At 70.2% G+C, this 20,729-nt stretch carries 18 protein-coding genes; 6 read left to right on the forward strand and 12 right to left on the reverse strand.

Features of this window, described 5'->3' with window-relative positions; translation table 11 throughout:
- The coding region (locus G6022_RS09020; protein ID WP_182658506.1) for an SIP domain-containing protein at nt 1-475 on the forward strand (475 nt) is incomplete at its 5' end.
- 13 nt (nt 476-488) lie between these two features.
- Here G6022_RS09020 and G6022_RS09025 read toward each other — a convergent pair.
- From G6022_RS09025 to G6022_RS09060, 8 genes are all read right to left on the reverse strand, one after another.
- Nucleotides 489-1,208: a phosphodiesterase gene (locus G6022_RS09025; RefSeq protein ID WP_187700890.1), complete on the reverse strand. Its 720-nt coding sequence runs from the start codon at nt 1,206-1,208 to the stop codon at nt 489-491.
- Between the two features lie 368 nt (nt 1,209-1,576).
- The gene (locus G6022_RS09030; RefSeq protein WP_182638906.1) at nt 1,577-2,776 is read right to left on the reverse strand and encodes a Wadjet anti-phage system protein JetD domain-containing protein; all 1,200 of its coding nucleotides are present in this window, start codon (nt 2,774-2,776) and stop codon (nt 1,577-1,579) included.
- Complete coding sequence (locus G6022_RS09035) at nt 2,776-6,081, reverse strand: ATP-binding protein (protein WP_182615425.1); 3,306 nt, start codon at nt 6,079-6,081, stop codon at nt 2,776-2,778. The genes G6022_RS09030 and G6022_RS09035 overlap by 1 nt, the downstream gene beginning before the upstream one ends.
- Before the next feature lie 16 nt (nt 6,082-6,097).
- A complete protein-coding gene (locus G6022_RS09040) occupies nt 6,098-6,811 on the reverse strand; it encodes a DUF4194 domain-containing protein (protein ID WP_338404171.1) in 714 nt (237 codons plus the stop codon).
- Nucleotides 6,808-8,304: a DUF3375 domain-containing protein gene (locus G6022_RS09045; RefSeq protein WP_182615427.1), complete on the reverse strand. Its 1,497-nt coding sequence runs from the start codon at nt 8,302-8,304 to the stop codon at nt 6,808-6,810. The genes G6022_RS09040 and G6022_RS09045 overlap by 4 nt, the downstream gene beginning before the upstream one ends.
- A 143-nt stretch (nt 8,305-8,447) precedes the next feature.
- Nucleotides 8,448-9,047 (reverse strand): energy-coupling factor transporter transmembrane protein EcfT, encoded by a 600-nt coding sequence (locus G6022_RS09050; RefSeq protein WP_182615429.1) that lies wholly within the window; start codon nt 9,045-9,047, stop codon nt 8,448-8,450.
- Nucleotides 9,048-9,824 (reverse strand): ABC transporter ATP-binding protein, encoded by a 777-nt coding sequence (locus G6022_RS09055; RefSeq protein ID WP_347237796.1) that lies wholly within the window; start codon nt 9,822-9,824, stop codon nt 9,048-9,050.
- Nucleotides 9,821-10,423 carry a biotin transporter BioY gene (locus G6022_RS09060; RefSeq protein ID WP_182615431.1) on the reverse strand — a complete coding sequence of 201 codons (603 nt, stop codon included), beginning with the start codon at nt 10,421-10,423 and terminating at the stop codon, nt 9,821-9,823. The genes G6022_RS09055 and G6022_RS09060 overlap by 4 nt, the downstream gene beginning before the upstream one ends.
- Nucleotides 10,424-10,591: 168 nt before the next feature.
- Here G6022_RS09060 and G6022_RS09065 point away from each other — a divergent pair, with 168 nt between their 5' ends.
- On the forward strand, nt 10,592-11,839 hold the full coding sequence (locus tag G6022_RS09065) for a hypothetical protein (RefSeq protein WP_182615433.1): 1,248 nt from the start codon (nt 10,592-10,594) through the stop codon (nt 11,837-11,839).
- A 45-nt stretch (nt 11,840-11,884) separates the two neighbouring features.
- Here the strand turns inward: G6022_RS09065 and G6022_RS09070 are convergent, their stop codons facing one another.
- The 3 genes from G6022_RS09070 to G6022_RS09080 form a co-directional block, all read right to left on the reverse strand.
- On the reverse strand, nt 11,885-12,430 hold the full coding sequence (locus G6022_RS09070) for a TetR/AcrR family transcriptional regulator (protein WP_179525119.1): 546 nt from the start codon (nt 12,428-12,430) through the stop codon (nt 11,885-11,887).
- Between the two features lie 77 nt (nt 12,431-12,507).
- Nucleotides 12,508-13,212 (reverse strand): ABC transporter ATP-binding protein, encoded by a 705-nt coding sequence (locus tag G6022_RS09075; RefSeq protein ID WP_179525120.1) that lies wholly within the window; start codon nt 13,210-13,212, stop codon nt 12,508-12,510.
- Complete coding sequence (locus G6022_RS09080; RefSeq protein WP_179525121.1) at nt 13,209-14,336, reverse strand: ABC transporter permease; 1,128 nt, start codon at nt 14,334-14,336, stop codon at nt 13,209-13,211. The genes G6022_RS09075 and G6022_RS09080 overlap by 4 nt, the downstream gene beginning before the upstream one ends.
- Nucleotides 14,337-14,492: 156 nt before the next feature.
- Here G6022_RS09080 and G6022_RS09085 point away from each other — a divergent pair, with 156 nt between their 5' ends.
- The gene (locus G6022_RS09085; RefSeq protein ID WP_182615434.1) at nt 14,493-16,118 is read left to right on the forward strand and encodes an ATP-binding domain-containing protein; all 1,626 of its coding nucleotides are present in this window, start codon (nt 14,493-14,495) and stop codon (nt 16,116-16,118) included.
- A gap of 96 nt (nt 16,119-16,214) precedes the next feature.
- On the opposite strand, the gene G6022_RS09090 is transcribed toward G6022_RS09085, so the two are convergent.
- On the reverse strand, nt 16,215-16,673 hold the full coding sequence (locus G6022_RS09090) for an Hsp20/alpha crystallin family protein (protein WP_107756271.1): 459 nt from the start codon (nt 16,671-16,673) through the stop codon (nt 16,215-16,217).
- A 370-nt stretch (nt 16,674-17,043) separates the two neighbouring features.
- Here G6022_RS09090 and sfnG point away from each other — a divergent pair, with 370 nt between their 5' ends.
- From sfnG to G6022_RS09105, 3 genes are read left to right on the forward strand one after another with little or no spacing between them, the layout of a single operon-like run.
- Complete coding sequence (sfnG, locus tag G6022_RS09095; RefSeq protein ID WP_179525123.1) at nt 17,044-18,219, forward strand: dimethylsulfone monooxygenase SfnG; 1,176 nt, start codon at nt 17,044-17,046, stop codon at nt 18,217-18,219.
- A gap of 51 nt (nt 18,220-18,270) precedes the next feature.
- Complete coding sequence (locus G6022_RS09100) at nt 18,271-19,485, forward strand: acyl-CoA dehydrogenase family protein (protein WP_182615436.1); 1,215 nt, start codon at nt 18,271-18,273, stop codon at nt 19,483-19,485.
- Nucleotides 19,485-20,675, forward strand: coding sequence for an acyl-CoA dehydrogenase family protein (locus tag G6022_RS09105; RefSeq protein ID WP_182691416.1), 1,191 nt, complete (start codon nt 19,485-19,487; stop codon nt 20,673-20,675). Before G6022_RS09100 ends, G6022_RS09105 begins: the two co-directional genes overlap by 1 nt.
- The last annotated feature ends 54 nt before the right edge of the window (nt 20,676-20,729 follow it).

Here is a 20,729-nt window from a genome sequence, read left to right on the forward strand (position 1 = left end):
GGCGTGGGCTCCCGGAGCCGCCGGCCGGGTGGTGTGCGCGGGTGACGAGACCGCGGCGCCGGCCCTGCTGTCCATCGCCGGGGAGCTGGCCGCGGAGCCACGGGGGACGAGAGAGGTCCGGATCGTCCTGGAGTTGCCGACACCGGCCGACGTGCGCGCGCTGTCGGCCGAGGCGCCGGAGACCGTCACCCTGCTCTCGCGGTCCGGTGAGCGGGGACACGCGCTCGTCCATCACCTCGGCGGAGTGTTGGGCGTGGGTCAGGGATGCGTCGAGTCGGTCCTCGACGGGCGCCGTCCCGCCGAGCGGGAATGGCAGACGGCCACCACCGTCTCCGCCGGGGACCCGTATGTGTTCCTGGCCGGGGAGGCTGGGCTGGTCCGCGCGATGCGCCGCCTCGCCGTGGACGGCGCCGGGATCCCCAAGGGGGCCGTGTCGTTCATGGGCTACTGGCGCAGGGGTGCGGCCGAATCCTGAGCGCTCGGGCGGATCAGGTCGTCTCCGGGCCCTCGTCGGGCGCCGGGTACGACGGATCCCGCAACGCGCCGAGCAGACGCGGATACCGCGATCCGGGCAGGCGGTTCCCCACCGGATCGAAGTGCAGGTTCTCGTCGTCGTCCTCCCAGGTGTCCACCGTCACACGCCCGAGGGTCTCCCATCTGCCCAGCGGAGTGGCGTGCTGGAGGGTCCACGTGCCGCCGTCGCCTGTCGGGATGGCGGCCAACAACAGCTGCCGCCCGGCGACCCTGACGGGGAACATCGAGGTCATGGTGCGGCCGGTCGTGCGCCATCCCGTGGTCAGTACGTAACGACTGATCGGACCCAGGCCCGTGCTCGCGAGCAGGATGTCGACGGGGCGGTCGGCGTGGATGCGGATGGCCATCCCGCCGATGTCGGGGACGACGTCCGGCAGACCCACGGCGCGCGAGAAACGGATCGTCGCCGGCCACCTGCCCGTGATGTCCAGGAGCGGTGAACCGGTTCGGCCGACCCCGGTCACGCTCAGGGTCGCCTGGGCGACGATGCCCTTGGGGTGCAGGGCCTTGGGTCGTGCCAGGCGCGTCACCGCCGCCGCGACCCCGAAGACCGAACCGAGAAGACCCGCGACGGGGGACGAGCGCACGGCCACCTCCGCGGAAGCCTCCGGGCGACGGTCGACTGGGGCGTGGGCGGAGGTGCCGCGGGCGGTTCTCCGATGGGTGCGGGGCATGATCCCAACGATACTCAGCGCCGCGTCTCACACAGCGGCGCTACGTGCAGTGCTCGACCGACCGCGCCTCGTCCGCACCGCCGCGCCGACCGCGCCCCGCCGACCCCGCCCCGCCGAGTGGTCGATTCCGATCGCGTTTGCGCAGGGCGAATTCTCCCGCTCGGCGTACTTGCGACCACTCGCCGAAAAGGGTGGACTCGGCCCCGGAGTTAGGCGCGCCGATTGATCCAGTCATCGACCCTGCGGGCGACGCGACCCGATCACCGCAACTCACCTCGTCGCGTGAAGCGTTCAGAAGATGGTGATCGAGTGGTGGGTCCGCGGACTGCCCTGACGACCCCAGGGGACCTGGCCGACGGTGTCCGGGCTCAGCTCCACACTGCGTGGAGGCGCGGGAGCGCCCAGTCCCAGGGGATGCGCTCCTGCTCGAGCCGGAGGTCCCCGCCGGTCGTCAGCGCCTCGAGCGCGTCGAGCTCATCCGGTGTGAGGCGCGATGGCGCGGCCCGGGTCGGCGAGGGGTCGGGCACCGCATACTCGCGCCATGCGTCCAGGGTCTCGGTGTCCATGAGAACGCTCACGGCGTGCGGGGCGTGATGGCGTAGACGGTCGAGGATCGCGAAGCCGTGCGAGTCGAGGTCGCCCCAGTACGCGATGTGAGCGCGGAGTGCCCAGGGCAGGGCGGCGACGGCGTCGACCGCGAACCCCCGGCCGAACAACGCGACGGTCTCGGGGAGGTCCGGCAGGGCGAGGAAGGTGGTGAGGTTCTCGACGACGACGAGGTGAGGCGGTCCCCCCGAGGTACGCCACAGTGTGGCGAGCTGATCGACCGGGCTCTCGACGTCACGCAACGGGAACGCGATGTCCGGGTCAAGCACCCGCATGCGGATGCGGACGTCCGGGCCCAGCAATCCCAGCCCGGTGGCCGTCCCGCGGACCGCGTCGTCGACGCCGGCCCGAGCGGCGTCGAGCACAGCCTCGACCACCCGGGTTCGGTTCTCGATCCACTTGGTGTCGACCCCCGGCACCGCGATCTCGCGGGCGCGACGCCCGGCGGTGGGGTTCGCGAGTGCCCAGCGGCACACTGCCAGGAGCTGGTCGAACGCGCCCTCCTCCCAGTCCTCCCAGGTGGCCGAGGTCTCTGCGGCGGCGCGGCGCAGCATGGAGTGATCGGGCCCGAGGTCGATGATCCGGAGCGTGCGGTTCAGCAGCCGAGCCCACCGCGACGCCCGGTCCGCGATGTGGGCGATGGTGTCGGCGCCGACCACTTCAACGCGTTGCGGGAGCGGTACGACCCCGAACCCGGGCAGGCGGCGGTCCGCCCAGGTCAGCCGGACATCGGGTCCTCCATGGGTGCTCTCGAACTCGCGCCATCGCCTGATCCACGCCGCTGTCCCACTGGGGTCTTCGGCTGCGTTCGCGGCGGTCGGCGGCGCCGTGCTGAACCGGACGACCTCGGCGTCCCCGCCGAAGGGGTCGGCGAGCCACCGACGGTGGACCCGGGCGAACCGGGTGGCACACGCGGCCGTCAGTTGGTCTGGGTCGCGCGGCTCCGAGCGGGTAGCCACCATCAGGCCTCGTCCCAGGTGACGCGCTCGATCCGGGAGTGGCTGCCGTCGTCGTTGCCCACCACCACGAGTCCGCCGATGTACGGCTCGAGGGTCTGCAGGAGCTTGAGCGGGGTGGCCAGGACCATGTGGAAACCGAAGTCGGTGAACACGTCCATCGCCCGACGCGTGTACTCGGGATCGGCGCGGTCGAACGCCTCGTCCAGAACGACCGTCCCGTAGCCGGGGACGTCGGCGTCGATGTCGGCCAGCTGGAAGCGCAGCGCCGCGGCGAGGCAGAAGAACACCAGCTTCTGCGCCTGTCCGCCGGACAGCCCGGACGAGGAATCGTGGTAGTTGGTCGGGGCGCCGTCGGCGTCGATCTCGATGCCGATGAACCCCACGTGCTTGCGGGTGTCCAGCACCGTCTGCCGCCAGCGACGGTCGCCGGCGTCCGCCGACCCGAGCTTGTCGAGCAGACGTGACATCACGGCGAAACCCGCCTCCGCGGCGTCCACGGTGCGGCTGTCGAGTGCGCCGGTCAGGGCCGTTTCCAGGTCACCGAGGAAGTCGGTGACGGTCTCCGAGCGCCGGTCCCGCACCTCGATCTGCAACCAGCGTCCCGACTGGAATTCCGATCGATGAAGGGACTCGTTGACGGGTCGGATCTTGGCTTCGATCTCCGACCGGGCCCGGCGGATGCGGCGGGCGAGCTCGCCCAGGTTGCGGGTCTGCATCTCGCCGATGAGGCCGAGGAAGCGTTCCTCGAAATCGGCTAACCTGTCCCGCCGCAGGCGGACGAGCACCTCCACCGCCTCACCGACGAACTCCGGGTCCGACTTGAGGTCGGCCTTCATCGTGGGCCAGATCTCGAGATATGAGGTGAGGATCGCCGTGATGCGCCGGTGGATGCGGTCGCGCTCGGTGGCGGTGGCCGACTGCTCCACCGCGATCGCGCGTTCGGCCCGCTGACACACGTCCTGCACGTTGTCGGCCGTCAGCCTGCGTGTGGCGGCGGACAGGCGCGCGCGGATCCGGTCGGCGGCGTCGGGATCGGCAGCACCGTGGGACTCTTCGGAGGCACTACGCTCGGCCAATTGCGCGAGGCGTGCCTGCAGCCCGGCGACGTGGTTCGCCGCGACTGCTCGGTCACCGGTGGCCGCATCGTATGTCGATTGCGCCCGCGACTGGAACTCCTCGGCATCACGTAGTTCCCGCTCCATCTCGGCAACCTCCGGGTGCGCCTCGCGCCACCGGTCGAGCCGCTCTCGGGCGTCGTCGGCCCGTCGTTGGGCGGTGGTCGAGTCGATCTCCTCCCACCGCAGTCCGCGGAGCGCAGCTCCCGCCTGCTGCCGGGAGCGTCGATCGGCGTCGAGGTTCTCCAGCGCCGCCCACCGGCACTCCGCGGAGTCGATCCGGGACTGGATCTGATCGCGCCGAGCGGTGAGCGCCTCCACCTTGGCGTCGTTGAGACCACCCAGCTGGAAGACCGCCGGATCGTCGATGCTGCGTCGGTCGTCCTTCTCGAACCTCCGACCACGCTTGATGAGGCCGTGCAGGGTGACCGCCCGCTCCAGGGCGCCCAATTCGTCGGAGGACTCGACGCAGGTCAGGTCGAACTCGCTCGCGAGTCGACGACGCATCCACTGCTGGAACGGACCGGGGGCGGGCTCCATCTTTCGGACCAGGCTGTCCGGGCCGGTCCTCTTGGCAGGCGAGTCATCGGTGGTGTCGACGACCTCGTAGACCAGCCGAATGCCCAGATGCGTGTCGTTGACCGCGCGCGTGACCGCGGCGCGGAGATGGTCGGGGACGAGCATCGTCCGCGCGAAGCCGGAGAGCACCCGTTCGGCTGCCGGCCGCCACCTCGCATGCTCGGAGGACACATCGAGCAACTCGCCCGCGAACGGGAGTTCGCGGGGATTGGCCCCAGCCGCACGACAGACCAGGTCCCGCGCTGCCAAGAGGCGCGAATCAATGTTCGAGCGGTGACGGAGCAGCGCCTGGAGGTCGGCCGTCACACGGGCGAGGGTGCTCGACTCCTCGTTGAGGTCCCCGGCGACCTCGCGGAGCTTCTTCCGATCACGCGCTCGCTCGGCTTCCTGGTCCGCGTCGTCCCGGTCGAGCCTGGCGAGGAGGACGGCGAAGTCCTCGGCGGTGGCCGGAAGTGTGCCGCCGAGTCGCTCGAGCTCCGTGGCCGCCCGTTCGCGACGGGAGGTCACCGACGTTGCGTGGTCGAGCGCGCGGCCCAGCTCCCGCGCGAGCTCGTCGCGCCCGGCGCCCGCACTGCCCCGCAACCGGGAGCGGAGGTCGTCGCTGGTCGTTCTGGCTGAGTCGAGCTGATCACGGGCAGTGGCGACGGCGGCCTCGGCGGCGACGAGGGCTCCGCGCGCGGTCGACAGCTCCTCCTCGACCAGCGCGGTGGTGACGGCCACCTGCACGGCCGGGAAGGCCGAGCTCTCGGCGTCGAGTTCCTCGGCCCTCCCCAGCACCTGGATCCGGGAGGCACTCAGGTCCGCGAGCGGTTCGAGGTGAGAGATCTGTCTACGGACGTCGACCACCGACCGGTGCGCTTCCCGCAGTTCGGCGAACTGCTCGACAGCCCGGTCGGCCACGGCGAACGTGTCCGGCTCGTCGAGCATGAAGTCCCGGAAGAGCTGATCGAGGCTGGACAGGGATTTGGCGGACAGAGTCCGGTGGAGGAGCAACTGCGCGGCCTCCGACGCGATGCCCAGCCGGCGCCGGAACGCCGCGGCGAAGGCCGAATAGCTGTCGTGGAACCTGATGTCCGGGAACTCGCGCTTGAGCGCTCGCTTGTCGATCCCGTTGCGCAGGTGACCGAACATCTCCGTCAGATCAAGGGGGGAGTCGGAGGGGTGCTCGGCGACGCCGTGGAGGCGCTTGATCCCGGTCGCGGAGTTGTCGCCCGAACGGGCGTAGAGCAGGAGCAGCAGCGTCACACTGCTCCCCGTCCCGTTCGAGTAGGTGAGCGCGATGGCCGAGAACGTGGCCTTGGGGCGAAGGTAGACGGAGGCGAGGTCGCCCGTCTCGCCGTCGGCCCCTCGGCGCCACGCGCCGCGGAGATACGAGACGAGCGTGCGCCCGGAGCCCCGGCCGGCCTCTTCCTGGGCCGCCGCATTGAACCGGAGGTGAGCGGGCGGGACGAGTACGGCGGAGACCGCGTCTATCAGGGTCGACTTGCCGGAGCCGGAACCGCCGGTGACCAGGAAGCCCTTCCTGGGGACCGCGACGTCGTGATACCCGTCGAGCGTGCCCCAGTTGCACACCTGGATTCGCGAGAGCCGCCTCTGCCCGGGGTGCTTTGGCATACCGGGCAACTTCAGGTCATCCGGCATCGTCGTCCGCCTCGTCGTCGTCGAACAGGGAGGCACCCTCGTCTGAGGCATCGCCGTGCGCGGCGATCAACCCCCGGTACTCGTCGCGGATACCCGCCACCACGTCGGCATCGAAGAGGTGCCGGAGGACCGGAGACACCTCGGCACGTCCCTCGGTCTCGGTCTCGGTGAGCAGCGAGTACGTCTTGAGCCGGTTCCACGAGGCGTCGAACTTGCGGGTGTAGCGGGCCCGGTCGGAGTCGATCACCCGGCGATAGACGTCGATCTGTTCGGCGACGTCGGTGCGGTCGACGATCACCCGCTCGCCGGGCTGGGCCACTGACAACTCCGACCGCAGGTGCAGGAGTAGGACGGTGTCCATATGGGAGAGGGTCTCGGTTCGGAGGACAGCGGGTACTTCGACGTGGCCGGAGGTGTCGACCTGGCGCGTGAACGCGATCCCGGCGTCGTGGTCCAGGACAAGATCGAGGAACACGTCCGCGAGCCTGGAGCGGAGAGCGGGCTCGTCGGACACGACCGCTGCCCAGATCTCCGGCTGGCGATGCGCCTGCACCAGTGGACCCGTGAGCAGGCGGGCGAGCGCGCGTCGGGACGCGAAGGACAGCGTCCCGGTGTCACCGGGCCACAACGCGTCGCGGTCGTCGGCCGGGGCATCAGTCGAGGCGGCGGTGGGCGGGGCACCGTCTCCCGGGGGAGCCGTCACGTGTTCTCCTCGTTCGATCGGTCGGCGGTGAACACCAGCGTAGGGATCCGGGCGGTGTGCTCGGAACCGGCCGCGCCTGTCCACGTGACGGTCTCCGTCGCGTCCGGGGCGTCCGGTGGGGCCTGCACGTGGCCCCTGATGGCCAGGTTGAGCAGGCCCACCACACTGGCCACGCCCTGGGTGGCGGGGTGTTCGCGCAGGACGGTGCCGATGGACGACGGTCCGAGTCGGCTCACCACGTCGTCGACATGGGCGCGTAGTTCGACCTCGTCGATCTCCGAGGCGCGCACGAGCGCGGTGAGTGCGGAGAGGTCGGCGGTGCCCGTGTCGTGGTGGGAGACCTCCGCCGCCACGCGTTCCTCCCCGGGGTTCCTCAGGCGCAGGGCGCTCACCGATCGGACGGACATGCCGATCCGGCGGAGCGGGACGGACATCGACGTGGTCGGTCGGGCAGCGTTCGTCCTGCTGGCCTCGGCCGCGGCGGACCGGGCCGACCGGATCAGGGCGATCATCTGACGGTGTTCGACGTAGGCATCGGTCGCGACGAAGTGCCGCAGGCTCCGCGAGAGGGACGTGAGGACACCGTTGACCTCGGCGCCCGCCGATTCCATCTCCTCGAACAGTGCGCGCAGTTCGCGGCGCGCGGCCGGCGGGAGGTCCGCCACCTGCGGTCGGCTCAGGATGTCGTTGATCCACGCGTCGACCGAGGCGGAGCGCTCGGGGTCGAGGAGTACCGAGTAGAACGACGAGAAACTCCGACCCGCCTCCGAGTCACCGATGAGATCGACACCCCCGAAGACCGCGTCGAGCACGTCGCCGCGGGCACCGTCCTGGTCCAGGAGACGACGACGAAGATCCTGGTTGAGCGAGTCGAACTCAGCGCGGACCCGTGCGAAGTCGGCGGGGATGTCGTCCGCGCCGTGCAGGATCTCGGCCACCTTCTCCCGGACCTGCTCGGGATCCGCGAGTTCGACCTCGCCCGCCTCGACGCGCGCGATCGCGGCATCGATCCGCTCCCGCTCCCGGGTGAGGGACGCGAGTCGGCCCTGGATCGATGGATCGGTGTCCCGGGCGAGGTCCTCGAGCTGGCGGGTCAGAGTCTCGACCCGTGAGACGGTGAGTCCGCGACGCGGGGTCTGCAGACCGTCGAGGAAGTCCACGGCCACCAGGGCTGACTGTGTGGGCTCTACCGTCTCGCCGGTCGCGGCGGTTCCTGGACGCCTGAGCATCCAGCCGGCGTCCACCCACGCCCGCACGTAGGACTGTGCGGTCCCGGGAAGATCCGCACCGGAGTCGCGCACCGCCAGCAACGTCCTGTCGAGGAACTCGTAGAGCTCCGCTGACGGTACCCGGCGGGAGGAGCCCTCGAACATCTCCCTCAGAACCGCCACAATCAGCGGCCAAAGCGGGCTGCGCAGCAGCGCGAGGGTCGGAGACTCCGCGTTCAGCCGGGTGAGGGCAAAGAAGCGGGCCAGCGCGGACATGGCGTTCATGGTGGCATGTGGGTACGACGCCAGCGGCAGCGAGTGGTCGATTTCGATCGCGTTTGCCCAGGGCGAATTCTCCCGCTCGGCGTATTTGCGACCACTCGCCGAGGAGGGTGGGCTCGGCCCCGGAGTTCGCCCCGCCGGGGCGCTCAGTCGTCGACGCCGCGGGCCGCCAACGCGTCGCCGAGCTGGTCGGCCGTGGTGAGCGCCCCGAGGACGGTGGGTACGACCAGCGCCCTGATCGACATGCCCAGACCGCGCGCCTTGCGGGCCTCGGTCACCTGCCGGAGCTGCCGGGCGAGCAGGGGGATCGCCCGGATCGTCAGGACCAGTACGAGCGCCACCCGATCCGGCGAGACCCCGACGCGGCGCAGTGGCTGGGCGGCCCGGGTGACCGCGTCGAGCATGTCCGAGACCCTGGTGGTCAGCGCGACGAGGCCCGCCACCGCCACCGCCACCAGAAGCGCACCGCTCACGCGCAGAGCGGTGTCGAGGTCGGCGACGATCCACTGCAACACCAGGATCGCGAGCAACATCGGCAGCACCGGACGCACCTGGTCCCAGGCGGCGCGCGGCCGGATGCGCCCGATCGCATAGAGCGCCGCGGCGAACCCCAGCGCGGGCAGCACGTGCCAGGCGTCCCGCACCGACAGCGACACCGCGAGGATCAGCGCGCAGACCAGGAGGATCTTCAGGCCCGCCGGCAGGCGGTGGAGCAGCGAGTGCCCGGGTTGGTAGGTGGCGAACACCTAGACCCCCGGCCCCGAAGCGGTATCCGATCCCGATCCCGATCCCGATCCGGTACCCGAGCCCGGACGCAGCGCGATCCGGCGGTACCCCGACAGCGCGGCCGCGGGGGCGTCGTCGATCACCACCCGGCCGCCGTCCACCACCAGCACGCGGTCGAAGTCGGCCACCAGGTCCAGGTCGTGGGTCACCACCACGAGCTGCTGGGGGAGTCCGGCGAAAGTCTCGGCCACCAGCGCGCGGTTGCGGAGGTCGAGCAGGGTGGTGGGTTCGTCGGCCACGATCACCGAGGGCTCGATCACCAGCACCGCCGCCAGGGCGAGTAGTTGCTTCTGCCCGCCGGACAGGAGGTGGCAGGGGTGATCGGCGTGATCGGAGAGGTTGTAGGTGGCGAGCACCTGGTCGACCCGTCGTCGTCGATCCTCGCGGTTCAGGCCCGATCGGCGCAGGGAGAACTCGACGTCCTCCGCCACGGTGGGCATGACGATCTGGGTGTCGGGGTCGGTGAAGCAGAAGCCGACCCGGCGGCGCACCTGCGCGCCCTTGCGGCGCGTGTCGAGGCCGTCGACGGTCACCGTGCCCGAGGTGGGGACGACCAGCCCGTTGATCATCCGCGCGAGCGTCGACTTGCCCCCGCCGTTGACGCCGACGATCCCGATTCGCCGCTCGGACAGCACGAGATCGATGTCGGCGAGGACGGTCCGGTCACCGTAGGCGTGGTTGACGCCGTCGAAGCGGATCTCGGTGCCTCGGTCGTCGGCCACGCGGGGGTCGGTCACGCGGGGGTCGGACGACGCCCACGCAGCGGGGCGATCAGACCGGGCCGCGACTTGTGGACCTGCACGGCGACGACCGCCGTGATGACCGCCTTGACGAGGTCGCCGGGGAGGAAGACGCCGTTCGCCGCGATCGCGGCCGTCAACGTCAGCTCGGTGCGGATCAGCATGCCCACCACGCCGAAGGCGTAGATGACCACGATGCCGCCGAGGATGTTGATGAGCAGCCCGGGGATCAGCCGGTACCGCGGCATCAGCATCGCGGTGAGCAGGCCGATCACGACGACGGCCGGGAGCCAGCCGATGAGGAAACCCGCGGTGGGACTGGCCAGCGCGGTGAGTGTGGTGCGACCGCCGGCGAGGACGGGCAGCGCGAGACCGATCACGATCACCGCGAGGACCGACAGCAGTCCCTTGCGCCAGCCCAGAAGGGCGCCGGCGAGCATGACGCCGAGCGTCTGCAGCGTGATCGGCACCCCGGCGGAGCCGATGCTGATCTGACCGGGGAGACCGAGGACGACGATGAGGGCGGCGAACACCGCGATCTGGGCGAGATCTCGGGTTGCGCTCCGGGCCGGGGCCTGATCGATGGAGGTGCTCACGTGGACTTCCTTGTCACCTGGAAAGCTGATCGACGATGGACGGGGTTCATTGTTGCCCCTGTCACCCCGAACCGCCTCATCGGGGTGGGCGGCTCCGCGTGTCCGGTCGCGGGCCCGGCCGGACTGGCTTAGAGTGACCTGAATCACATCCAGCGGTTCGGGGGACCAGTGACGACTCGATCCCAACGCGTCTTCGGCGAGGTCATCGCCGCATTCCTCGTGGCCGTCCTGGCGTTCGTCCACCTGCCGGCCCACGTCAGCGCGCAACCCTATGCCGTCTACCTGGACGTCGCGGCCGACAACCCGCACGGTGAGTCGGCGGGAGGCTTCTCCACCTCCATGACCACCGATCGCGACGAGTTGGGGGCGGCGCTGGACGTGGTGCGGGCCGCGGGCGTGGCGCCGGAGCGATACGGGACCCTGGCCCGCCAGTACTGGCTGGTCGTCGGTGCCCAGAACGCGGGGATCGACCTCGACGAGTGGGAGCCGGCCCGGGGGCTGGAGGCGAACCTGGAGACGGTCGACAAGGTGTACGTGAACTACCTGCGGCTGTACAACTCCCACGACGGGTTCTGGTGGACCGGGATGGCCGGGATGGCCGGGATGTCGTTCGCCGCCGGGTTCTGGGACCTCGACGAGGTGGGGGGCGTGCTCAGCGTGCCCGGGGTGCACGAGGTGGGGACCGGGGTCGGTGACGCCCTCGGTGGAGTGCCGTGGGAGCTGGCGGCCGGGATGCCGCGCGACGTGGGATTACTGGCCACCGCCGGTCCGACGCTCACGCGACCGGACGTGGACTGGTACCTGCACCGGCTGCTGATCATGCAGCGCAACATCTTCATGGACATGGTCCCGATGCACGAGGCCTACCTGGCAGGGGGGTTGCCGGCGGTCAGGGAACTCGCGGCGGGCGGGGCGTATGACGAGTACGCGCTCGAGGCCTGGCGGGGACTCGACGAGGGCTCACCGGACGGCAGGTCGGAGGCGCTGCTGCGGATGGCGTCGCGGGAGCAGAACCAGATCATCGCCGACCAGTGGGACGCGACGGCGGCCGGCCGAGGGGACGTCGGTCGGGTGCTCACCTACATCACCACGGTGGGCGGCTCCCCCGATATCCCCGGGGCCTCCACCCTGGGTGGGTTCCGCCCGCTGTCGGTGCGCGCGGACGTCAACGGCCGACCGACGGTGCTGCACACCCCGCTGCCCGCGTTCAACTGGGCCGACAGGGAACCGCGCTGGGAGTACATCGAGCAGGATCTCGTGCCGGCGTTCCGGTCGCTCGTGCGCGACCGGCCGGCGGAGGCACCGGGCTACCTGGACGTGGGCTTCCGGCCGCGGGCCGAGCAGAACCGGATCCTCGCGCGGCTGCCGGTGTTCGCCGGGCAGATGACGACGGGGTGGGCGATCGGGCCGGGGTGACGCGCGACCGTGGGACACGACCCCGTCGCCGTGCCACCTCGCCTTTCACCCGGGCGGATCGATCAGGGCGTCCACCGCGGTGAGTACCTCGTCCAGTGGCCGCCCGCCCTCGATGAGTTCGGAGGCCTTGAACGTCACGGCCATGACCAGCTCGGTGGTCAACTGTGGATCGGAGCGGGAGGACTCGGCGAGCGATTCGCGCAGTGGGGTGGTCATCTCGGTGTGCATCCGGGTCAGCCGCTCGCGTGCCGGGCCGTCGGGGAGCTGCGCGGCCAGCGCGGTGAGGATCGCGTGGTCACCGGCGGCGACCAGATCCAGCGTGGTGTGCACGTAGGCCACGACCCCCCGGCGACCGCCGCCTGCGTCACGAACTGCTCCCGTGACGGTGTCGATCCACCGTGGCATGAGGTCCTCCGCCACGGCGACGACCAACTCCGCGCGCGAGGAGAAGTAGGTGTAGAAGTTCGACCGTGTCATGCCCGCCCGGGCGGTCAGCTCGTTGATGTCGGGAGGGGTACCGGGGGCCTCGGAGAGCATCGACCGGGCCGCGTCGAGCAGGACCCGACGCTTGGCGTCCCGGTGTTCGCCCACGGTGGGGGCGTCGATACGTGGAATGTCGGTCTCCCGTCACCTTCTCGGCGGAGGCCCGATCATACGTGTCCATCAGGTCACACGTGCGCGTGCAGCCGCCCGTCGACCATCTCCAGGACCCGGTCGCAGTGTTCGAGGATCTCGTGGTCGTGCGTGACCAGAACCGTCGCGACGCCGTTCTGATGGGTCTCCTCCGCGAGCAGGCGCACCACGTCGTGGCTGGTCCTGCGATCCAGCGCGGCGGTGGGTTCGTCCACCAGCAGCAGATCCGGCGAGGACATCAGGGCGCGGGCGATGCCCACCCGCTGACGCTCGCCGCCGGACATGGTGGCCGGGCGGCGGCGCGCGCGGTGGGTCAGACCGACGGCCTCGAGCAGGTGGTCGGGATCGCGACGCCGGGACCGGTCTCCGCCGAGTGTTCCCACGAGCCGGAGTTGGTCGCGCGCGGTGAGAGCGGGCACAAGGTTGCCGGACTGGAACACGAACCCGACGTGGTCGCGCCGGAACCGGGTGAGGTCCCGGCGACCGAGACCGGTGATGTCGCGGCCGCCCACCTCGACGGTGCCTGAGGTCGGGGACAGCAGTCCGCCGGCCACGGCCAGGAGGCTCGACTTGCCCGCTCCGGAGGGGCCGACCACGGCCAGGACCTCGCCACGGGCCACCTCGACGTCGACACCGGCCAGCGCGTAGACGGTCTGGTCGCCGTCCCGGAAAGTCAATTCGACACCGCTCAGGCGAAGGCCCGGGGTGGAGGCGTCGCCGGTGTGTGTGGTGGTGGTCATCGGTTCTCTCCCAGTGCGCTGTGCGGGTCGACGGCGGTGATGCGGATGGTGGCGAGGGTGGCGCCGACCAGTCCCAGAGTCAGGAGGAGGGCGGCTCCGAGTGCGATGGGTCCGGTCTCGAGGGCGAACGGCATGCCGGTGCCCACCAGGAACGACCCCACTCCCACGCCGATGGCCACACCGACCGCGATGGACCCCGCCAGCAGGATGAAGGCCTGCCCGATCGCGTCGCCCAGGAGTCGCACGGTCGAGGCGCCCATGGCGCGCAGGACAGCGATCTCGCGGGATCGCTGGACGGTGAGGATGGCGAAGAACGCACCGACGACCAGCGCTGAGATGGCGTACAGGAACCAGGTGATCATCGACATCGTCATCATCTCGGCCTGGTATCCGGGCGAGGAGTCGAACGACTCCTCCAGGGTGCGCGCCGAGGTGTCGGCCGCGGCATCGCCGGTGGCCAGGTCGGGCAACTCGCCGTCGACCCCGGCGAGGGCCACGACGCTGTACTCCTCACGGGCGCCGGCGCGCGACTCCTCGCCGAAGCGGGTGCCAGCGTGCACGTCCTGCCACGTGGCCAGGGTGGTGAAGGCCATGTCGACGTGGCCGAAGGTGTGCTGGGCGGCCGCGATGCCGACGACCTCGAGGGGGATCCCCAGTCGGTCGACCGTCACCGTGTCGCCCGGGCCGACGGAATCGGCGGCGGTGGCGCTGATGAGGATCTCCCCGTCGGACGCGGGCGCCCGGCCCTCGGCCACCTCGGGAACGAGCGGGCCCTCGGGGTCCGCGCCGATGAGGGTGAGGTCCACCGGGGTCCCGGAGGAGGTCCTGGCGTTGATGATCGACAGACCCATCGGTGTGGCCACCGACACGTCGGGTCGTGCGGCCCAGGCCTCGACCTGGTCGGGCCCAACCACGGATCGGGTGAACGCCGAGTCGGTGCGGGTCTCGGGAGCGAACGCGACGGCCTGGACGGGCATGCGCTGCAGGCCGGAGACGCCGTCGTTGACCAGTCCCGAGGACAGCCCGGCGAGGAGAACCATGAGGACGCTGATCAGGGCCACGACGGAGCCCATCAGGGTGAATCGGGATCGCGCGAAGGTCAGTTCGCGTAGGGCGAGAAACATGGAGGCCTTCCGGCATCGACATCGGGAACGGAGAAGATGCTAACACCATGTCAGTATCATGCTGACACGGTGTCGCGAAGGTCTCACCGCGGTGCGGTGTCGGCAGGACCCGGCGATTCGACCCGATCCGCAGGCGCGGGCGGGTACTCCTGGAACATGCCCCGCGTCATTCCCGACACTCCCGTCTACGGCCACCCCTCCGAGGAGAAGGTCGTCGAGCTCCTGTGCGATCAACTCTCCGACGACAGCCTGATCGTGGTGGGGCAGCGCGTCTCCACCGCGGAGAAGGAGCACGAGGTGGACGTCCTCGTGGCCATGCCCGGGGCGGGGATCGTGGCGATGGAGATCAAGGCGGGATCGATCACGATCGAGGACGGCCGGTGGCGACAGGGGACCGGCGGCAAGCAGCACACGATCGATCCCGTCACCCAGTGTCGAGATGCCCTCTACGCCCTGCGTGGTCATGTCGACGCGGACCCACGATGGCCGCGGCAGCACCAGCGTTGGACCCACATGCTGGTCTTCCCCCACGCTTCGATCCCGGGGGATTTCGCACGTCCCGACATACAGCGCGAACGAATCGTCGATCGTGATCAACTCGACCAGCTCGCCACCCTCGCCTACCGTCTCGCGCGGAACTCCGGGCCGAGGGATCGACCCTTCCTCGCCGCGGACACCGTCACCCGCCTCGCGGACGTCCTCGGCGGCCGGGGACTGCCGCAGCGGGATGTGGTGGCCCGCGCCGCGGAGAACGCCGACATCGCCGACGCGCTCACCCGCGAGCAATCGGTGCTCCTCCGGGCGGTCGACGCACTGCCGCGCGTGGAGATCCGTGGTGGCGCGGGCAGCGGCAAGACCTACCTCGCACTCGAGCAGGCGCGGCGTCTGTCGAGGGCCGGGCAGCGCGTCGCGTTGATCTGCTACTCGCACGGCCTCGCGGGATACCTCAGACGCGTCACGAGCGGATGGACGAGACGCGAACGGCCTGCGTACGTGGGGGAGTTCCACGCGCTGGGCGTCGAGTGGGGAGCTCCTGCCGGGCCCGACGAGCGGGTGCGGTCCGAGGAGACGGTCCGGTGGTGGGAGGAGGAGCTCCCGCGCCTCATGGCGGAGCTCGCCGACGAACTGCCCGACGGCAAGAGGTTCGACGCCGTGATCGTGGACGAGGCCCAGGACTTCGCCGACAGCTGGTGGCGTCCGGTGATCGGTGCACTGCGCGATCGTGAGCTCGGCCGTCTCATGATCGTCGGCGACGCCGGGCAGAGCGTGTTCCAGCGGACCGGTCGGCCGCCCGTCGACCTGGTGCCGCTGGTGCTCGATCACAATCTGCGTAACACGCGTCAGATCGCCAGTGCCTTCCTGCCCCTGGTGGGACAACGGATGGAGCTGCGCGGCGGCTCGGGGCCCGCGGTCCGTTACGTCGAGGTGCCGGAGGGCGCCGACCCCGTGTCGGCCGGCGACGACGAGGCCATGCGACTGCTCGACGAGGGCTGGGAACCGCGGGACGTCGCGTTGTTGACCACCGGATCGCGGCACCCGATGCAGGTCGAGTTGCAGGAAGGCGGGAATGACACCTACTGGGAGACGTTCTGGAGTGGCGAGGACATCTTCTACGGCCACGTGCTCGGGTTCAAGGGCCTGGAGCGCCGCGCCGTGGTGCTGGTGTGCAACCACCACGACGGCATGGACCGGGTCCGCGAGAGGGTGTACGTGGGGCTGTCCCGGGCGACGGATGTACTGGTGGTGGTGGGTGATCCCGGTGCGCCGTGCGGCGGCAGGTGAGCGCGTGGACGCGGCCGGGGTGCGCGAGCCGGATGAGAACCACCGCCCGGCCTGGTGGGGGGCCGGGCGGTGGTCAGGTGGACACGAGAACCGCGGTCAGCTCCCGAGGTCGGCGGAACCCTCGACGATCTCTGCCTGCTCGGCCTTCCGGGCGCCGTGGGAGACGGAGATCTTGCGCGGCTGGGCCTCCTCGGCCACGGGGATCACCAGGCGCAGCACGCCGTCGCTGTAGTCGGCCTCGATCTTGTCGGTCGCCAGGCCCTTGCCCAGGGCGAGCTGCCGGGCGAAGGTGCCCGACTGACGCTCATGCATGAGCCACTGGGCATCACCCTCCGCGGGCGCGCGGCGTTCGGCACGGACGGTGAGCGTGCGGTCCTCCACGTCGATGTCGATGCTGGAGGGATCGACGCCCGGCAGGTCGATGAGGCCCACGAAGCGATCGCCCTCCTTGTACAGGTCCATCGGCAGCGAGGTGGAGGCGGTCGCGCTGCGCAGCCCCTCGCCCAGGAGGCGATCGAGCTCACGGAACGGATCGAAACGGGTGGTGGTGGCCATGATGGTCTCCTTCAGGACTGGTCGGGATGCGCCCGGCGTCTCCGGGATCGCACACGGTTCAACTCACCGCCGTAGTTGAGTATTCCCGACTCAGGTCTCGGAGTTGTCTCAGTCGGATACAGGCGGGACCCGATGATTCAGACGTGGCGCGCGCGTCGTGACGCCGGGTTCTCCGACACTGTCGGGGGGCGGCTCCTGATCCCGGCGATCCACTGCCAATAGCACCACCGAGATCCGAATCGTCGACGTCGGCGGCCTCAGTGCGCAGACTTACCGCACGGCCGCAGCACCGGTGAGGCGAGGACCTCGATCGCCCGGTGAGCCGGTTCGCTTTCGTCCCCGACCAACTCGTGAGGAGTCCTGATCAGCCATGCCCGAAATCAGTCCTGAGCAACAGTTCGAGACCGCCGCCGCACCACTGCAGTTCGCCTACTGGGTGCCCAACGTGAGCGGAGGGCTGGTCGTGTCGACGATCGAGCAGCGTACCGACTGGAGTTACGACTACAACCGGCGTCTGGCGGTCGCCGCGGAGAACAACGGGTTCGACTACGCGCTCACCCAGGTCCGGTACATCGCGTCCTACGGAGCCGCGTACCAGCAGGAGTCGACGAGTTTCTCGTTGGCGCTGCTTCTCGCGACCGAGCGGTTGAAGGTCATCGCCGCTGTCCACCCGGGATTGTGGCAACCGGGTGTCCTGGCGAAATGGCTCGCCACCGCGGACCATCTCTCGAACGGCCGCGCCGCGGTCAACGTGGTGTCCGGCTGGTTCAAGGACGAGTTCACCAAGCTGGGTGAGCCGTGGCTGGAACACGACGAGCGATACCGCCGAGCCGAGGAGTTCATCAGATACCTCCGCACCATCTGGACCGACGACCACGCGGAGTTCACCGGCGACTTCTACCGCCTGCACGACTTCGACCTCAGACCGAAGCCGCTCGACGTTCCGGGCCGGCCCCATCCCGAGATCTTCCAGGGTGGGAACTCCACGGCCGCTCGGGCCATGGCCGGCCGGGTCTCCGACTGGTACTTCAGCAACGGCAAGGACTTCGACGGACTCACCGAGCAGGTGGTCGAGGTGACCACCGAGGCCGCCCTGCACGGTCGCACCGTCAAGTTCGGGCTCAACGGCTTTCTCATCGGTCGCGACTCCGAGGTCGAGGCCCGCGATGTCCTCCGCGAGATCGTCGCCAAGGCCGACCGCGAGGCGGTCGAGGGGTTCGGATCCGCCGTCAGACAGGCCGGGAGTGCGACCGGCGACGGCAAGGGGATGTGGCAGGACTCTGAGTTCTCGGACCTCGTGCAGTACAACGACGGCTTCCGGACCGGACTCATCGGCACCCCCGAGCAGATCGCCGAGCGGATCGTCGCCTACAAGACGCGGGGTGTGAACCTCTTCCTCCTCGGTTTCCTGCACTGCATCGACGACGTCGAGTACTTCGGTGCCACCATCCTTCCGCTCGTCCGCGAACTCGAGGCAGACCTGCTCGCCAGCGGGCGGCTCGAGTCCGAACTCGCCCGTAACGGCGTCCTCGTCCCCGCCACCTGACACGACTCAGCCCGAGCCCACCCATTCCCCGATCACAGAAGGACGACACCGATGACATCCACCATCAACTCAGGGCAGCGCACCTCCGGCGACCAGGCCGCTTTCGACGACGCTCTCCGGCGGGCCGATCTGGTCGCCGCGGAACTGGGCGTGACCGCAGCTGAACGTGACCGCGCGAACGCCGCGCCCACCGCCGAGATCGACCTGCTCCGCCGGCACGACCTGCTGCAGGTGGGCGAGCCCGTCGAGTTCGGCGGCTCGGGACTGGATTTCGCTCAGTCTCAGCAGATCACCCGCCGTATCGCACGCGGCGACACCTCCATCGCCCACCTCATCGGGTACCACTACGCCCAACAGCGGATCCCGCACCTGTTCGGTACGCCCGAGCAGGCCGAGGCACTCTCACGACGCAACGCGGAGGAGAAGCTGTTCTGGGGCGGCGTCCAGAACCCGCGGGGAGCCGACGGCCTGGAGCTCACCCGTGACGGCGACGCCTTCCGGCTGAACGGGCGCCGGACATTCGCATCGGGCGCGAGCGTGGCCGACCATCTCTCGGTCACCGCGTCGTTCCAGGGCGACCTGGTGTTCCTCACCCTGCCCACCGATCGCCCCGGGTTCGAGCCCGACGGCGACTGGGACGCCATCGGCCAACGGCTGACCGACTCCGGAGGAGTCGAATTCCGTGATGCCCGGGTGGAACGCCACGAGATCCTGGGCGATCCGGACTCCCCGCCCGGGTTCTCGCCGTATCAGACGCTGGTGACACCGCACTGGCAGCTGGCGTTCGTCAACTTCTACATCGGCACCGCCGAGGGTGCGTTCACCGAGGCGCTCGACTGGACGAGACTCAACGCGAGCCCGTGGGAGACCTCCGGACTCGACTCGGCGACCGAGGACCCGTACATCCTTGAACTGATCGGTGAGCAACGGGCACGGATCACCGGCGCGGCTCTGTTGGCCGACCGGGCCGGTGCCGCCTTGCAGCAGGCCCTGGACTTCGGCCCGGGCCTCAGTGCGGAGCAACGCGCCGAGACCGCGATCGCGATCGCGGAAGCCAAGTTCGTCACCACCAAGGTCTCGCTCGAGGTGGCCTCGCGCCTGTTCGAGATCCAGGGAGCACGGGCCACGTCCAGCACCTACGGCTTCGACCGGCACTGGCGGAACCCGCGCACCCACACGGTGCACGACCCGGTGGCCTACAAGGCGCGAGAGATCGGGGACTGGACCCTGAACCACACCGCTCCGGCCTTCACCCTCTACAGCTGATGGCGCTCGGCGTCAGCGAAAGAGAAGCCATCACGAGCGAGTCCGCCGTCGCCACGGCGCGCGCGCTCGCCCCCGCCGTCGCCGCGGGTGCGAGCGTGCGTGATGCCGAGAAGGCGCTGCCCGTCGAGCAGGTGGAGGCGCTGTCAGCCGCAGGCCTGTTCGCACTGACGGTACCCACGGAGTACGGGGGTCCGGGTCTACCCGTCTCCACCGTCGCGGCGGTCACCGCCACGATCGCCGCCGCCGACGGGAGCCTCGCACAGATCCCGCAGAGCCATTTCACGTTCCTCGACGCCGCTTGGCGCGGGGGTTCGGACGTCCTGCGGCGATCATTGTCCGAGCGTGTGCTTCATGGTGCCCTGGTCGCCAACGCCCAGACCGAACTCGGGGGAAGGACGACGCGGGACGATTCCACCGCACTTCGCCGCAGCACGGGACGGCTGGTGCTCTCGGGCACCAAGTTCTACTGCACCGGTGCGATCTTCGCGGACATCCTGGCGGTGCGGGCGCTCGGGCCGGACGGCGGCAGCGTCATCGCCTATGTTCCGGCGGGCGCGGAAGGGGTGACCATCGGCACCGACTGGGACGCCTTCGGTCAACGCACCACCAGTAGCGGAACGGTCGACCTGGACGACGTGGTGGTGGATCCGGATCTGGTGCTGGACTACACGGGGCTCCTGGCCCGGCCGAGCACGTACGGGACCCGCGCGCAACTGCTGCACGCGGCGATCGACACCGGGCTCGCGCGGGGTGCGGTCGACACGATCGCCGGCCTCGCCGAGAAGGCCAGGCCGTGGTTCGAGGCCGCCGTCGACCGGGCGGCCGACGATCCGCTCCTCATCGCCCAGGCCGGTGACCTCGAGCTGGCCGTGCGGTCGGCGGAGGCACTACTCGTGGTGGCGGGGGAGCGGATCCACCACGCCGAGACCACGCCCGGTGCCGGGGCCGTCGCTGAGGCGTCCCTGGCCACGGCCGCCGCGAAGGTGGCCGCGGGTCGAGCTGCGCGTCGGGCGGGTTCGGAGCTGTTCGACTTCGGAGGCACGCGCACCGCCGCCGGATCGGCCAACCTGTCCCGGTACTGGCGCGACGCCCGAACCCACACCCTTCATGATCCGGAGAGGTGGAAGCTCCACCACCTGGGCCGGTGGGCCCTGGACAGGGTTCGGCCGCCCAGCCACGGCACCTTCTGACCGGGGCTCGGGTGCGGACGTGGCAGGGCCCGGCCACCCTGGATGGTGGCCGGG

Origin of the sequence: Dietzia sp. Cai40, assembly GCF_014145165.1 — a bacterium.
GTDB lineage: Bacteria > Actinomycetota > Actinomycetes > Mycobacteriales > Mycobacteriaceae > Dietzia > Dietzia natronolimnaea.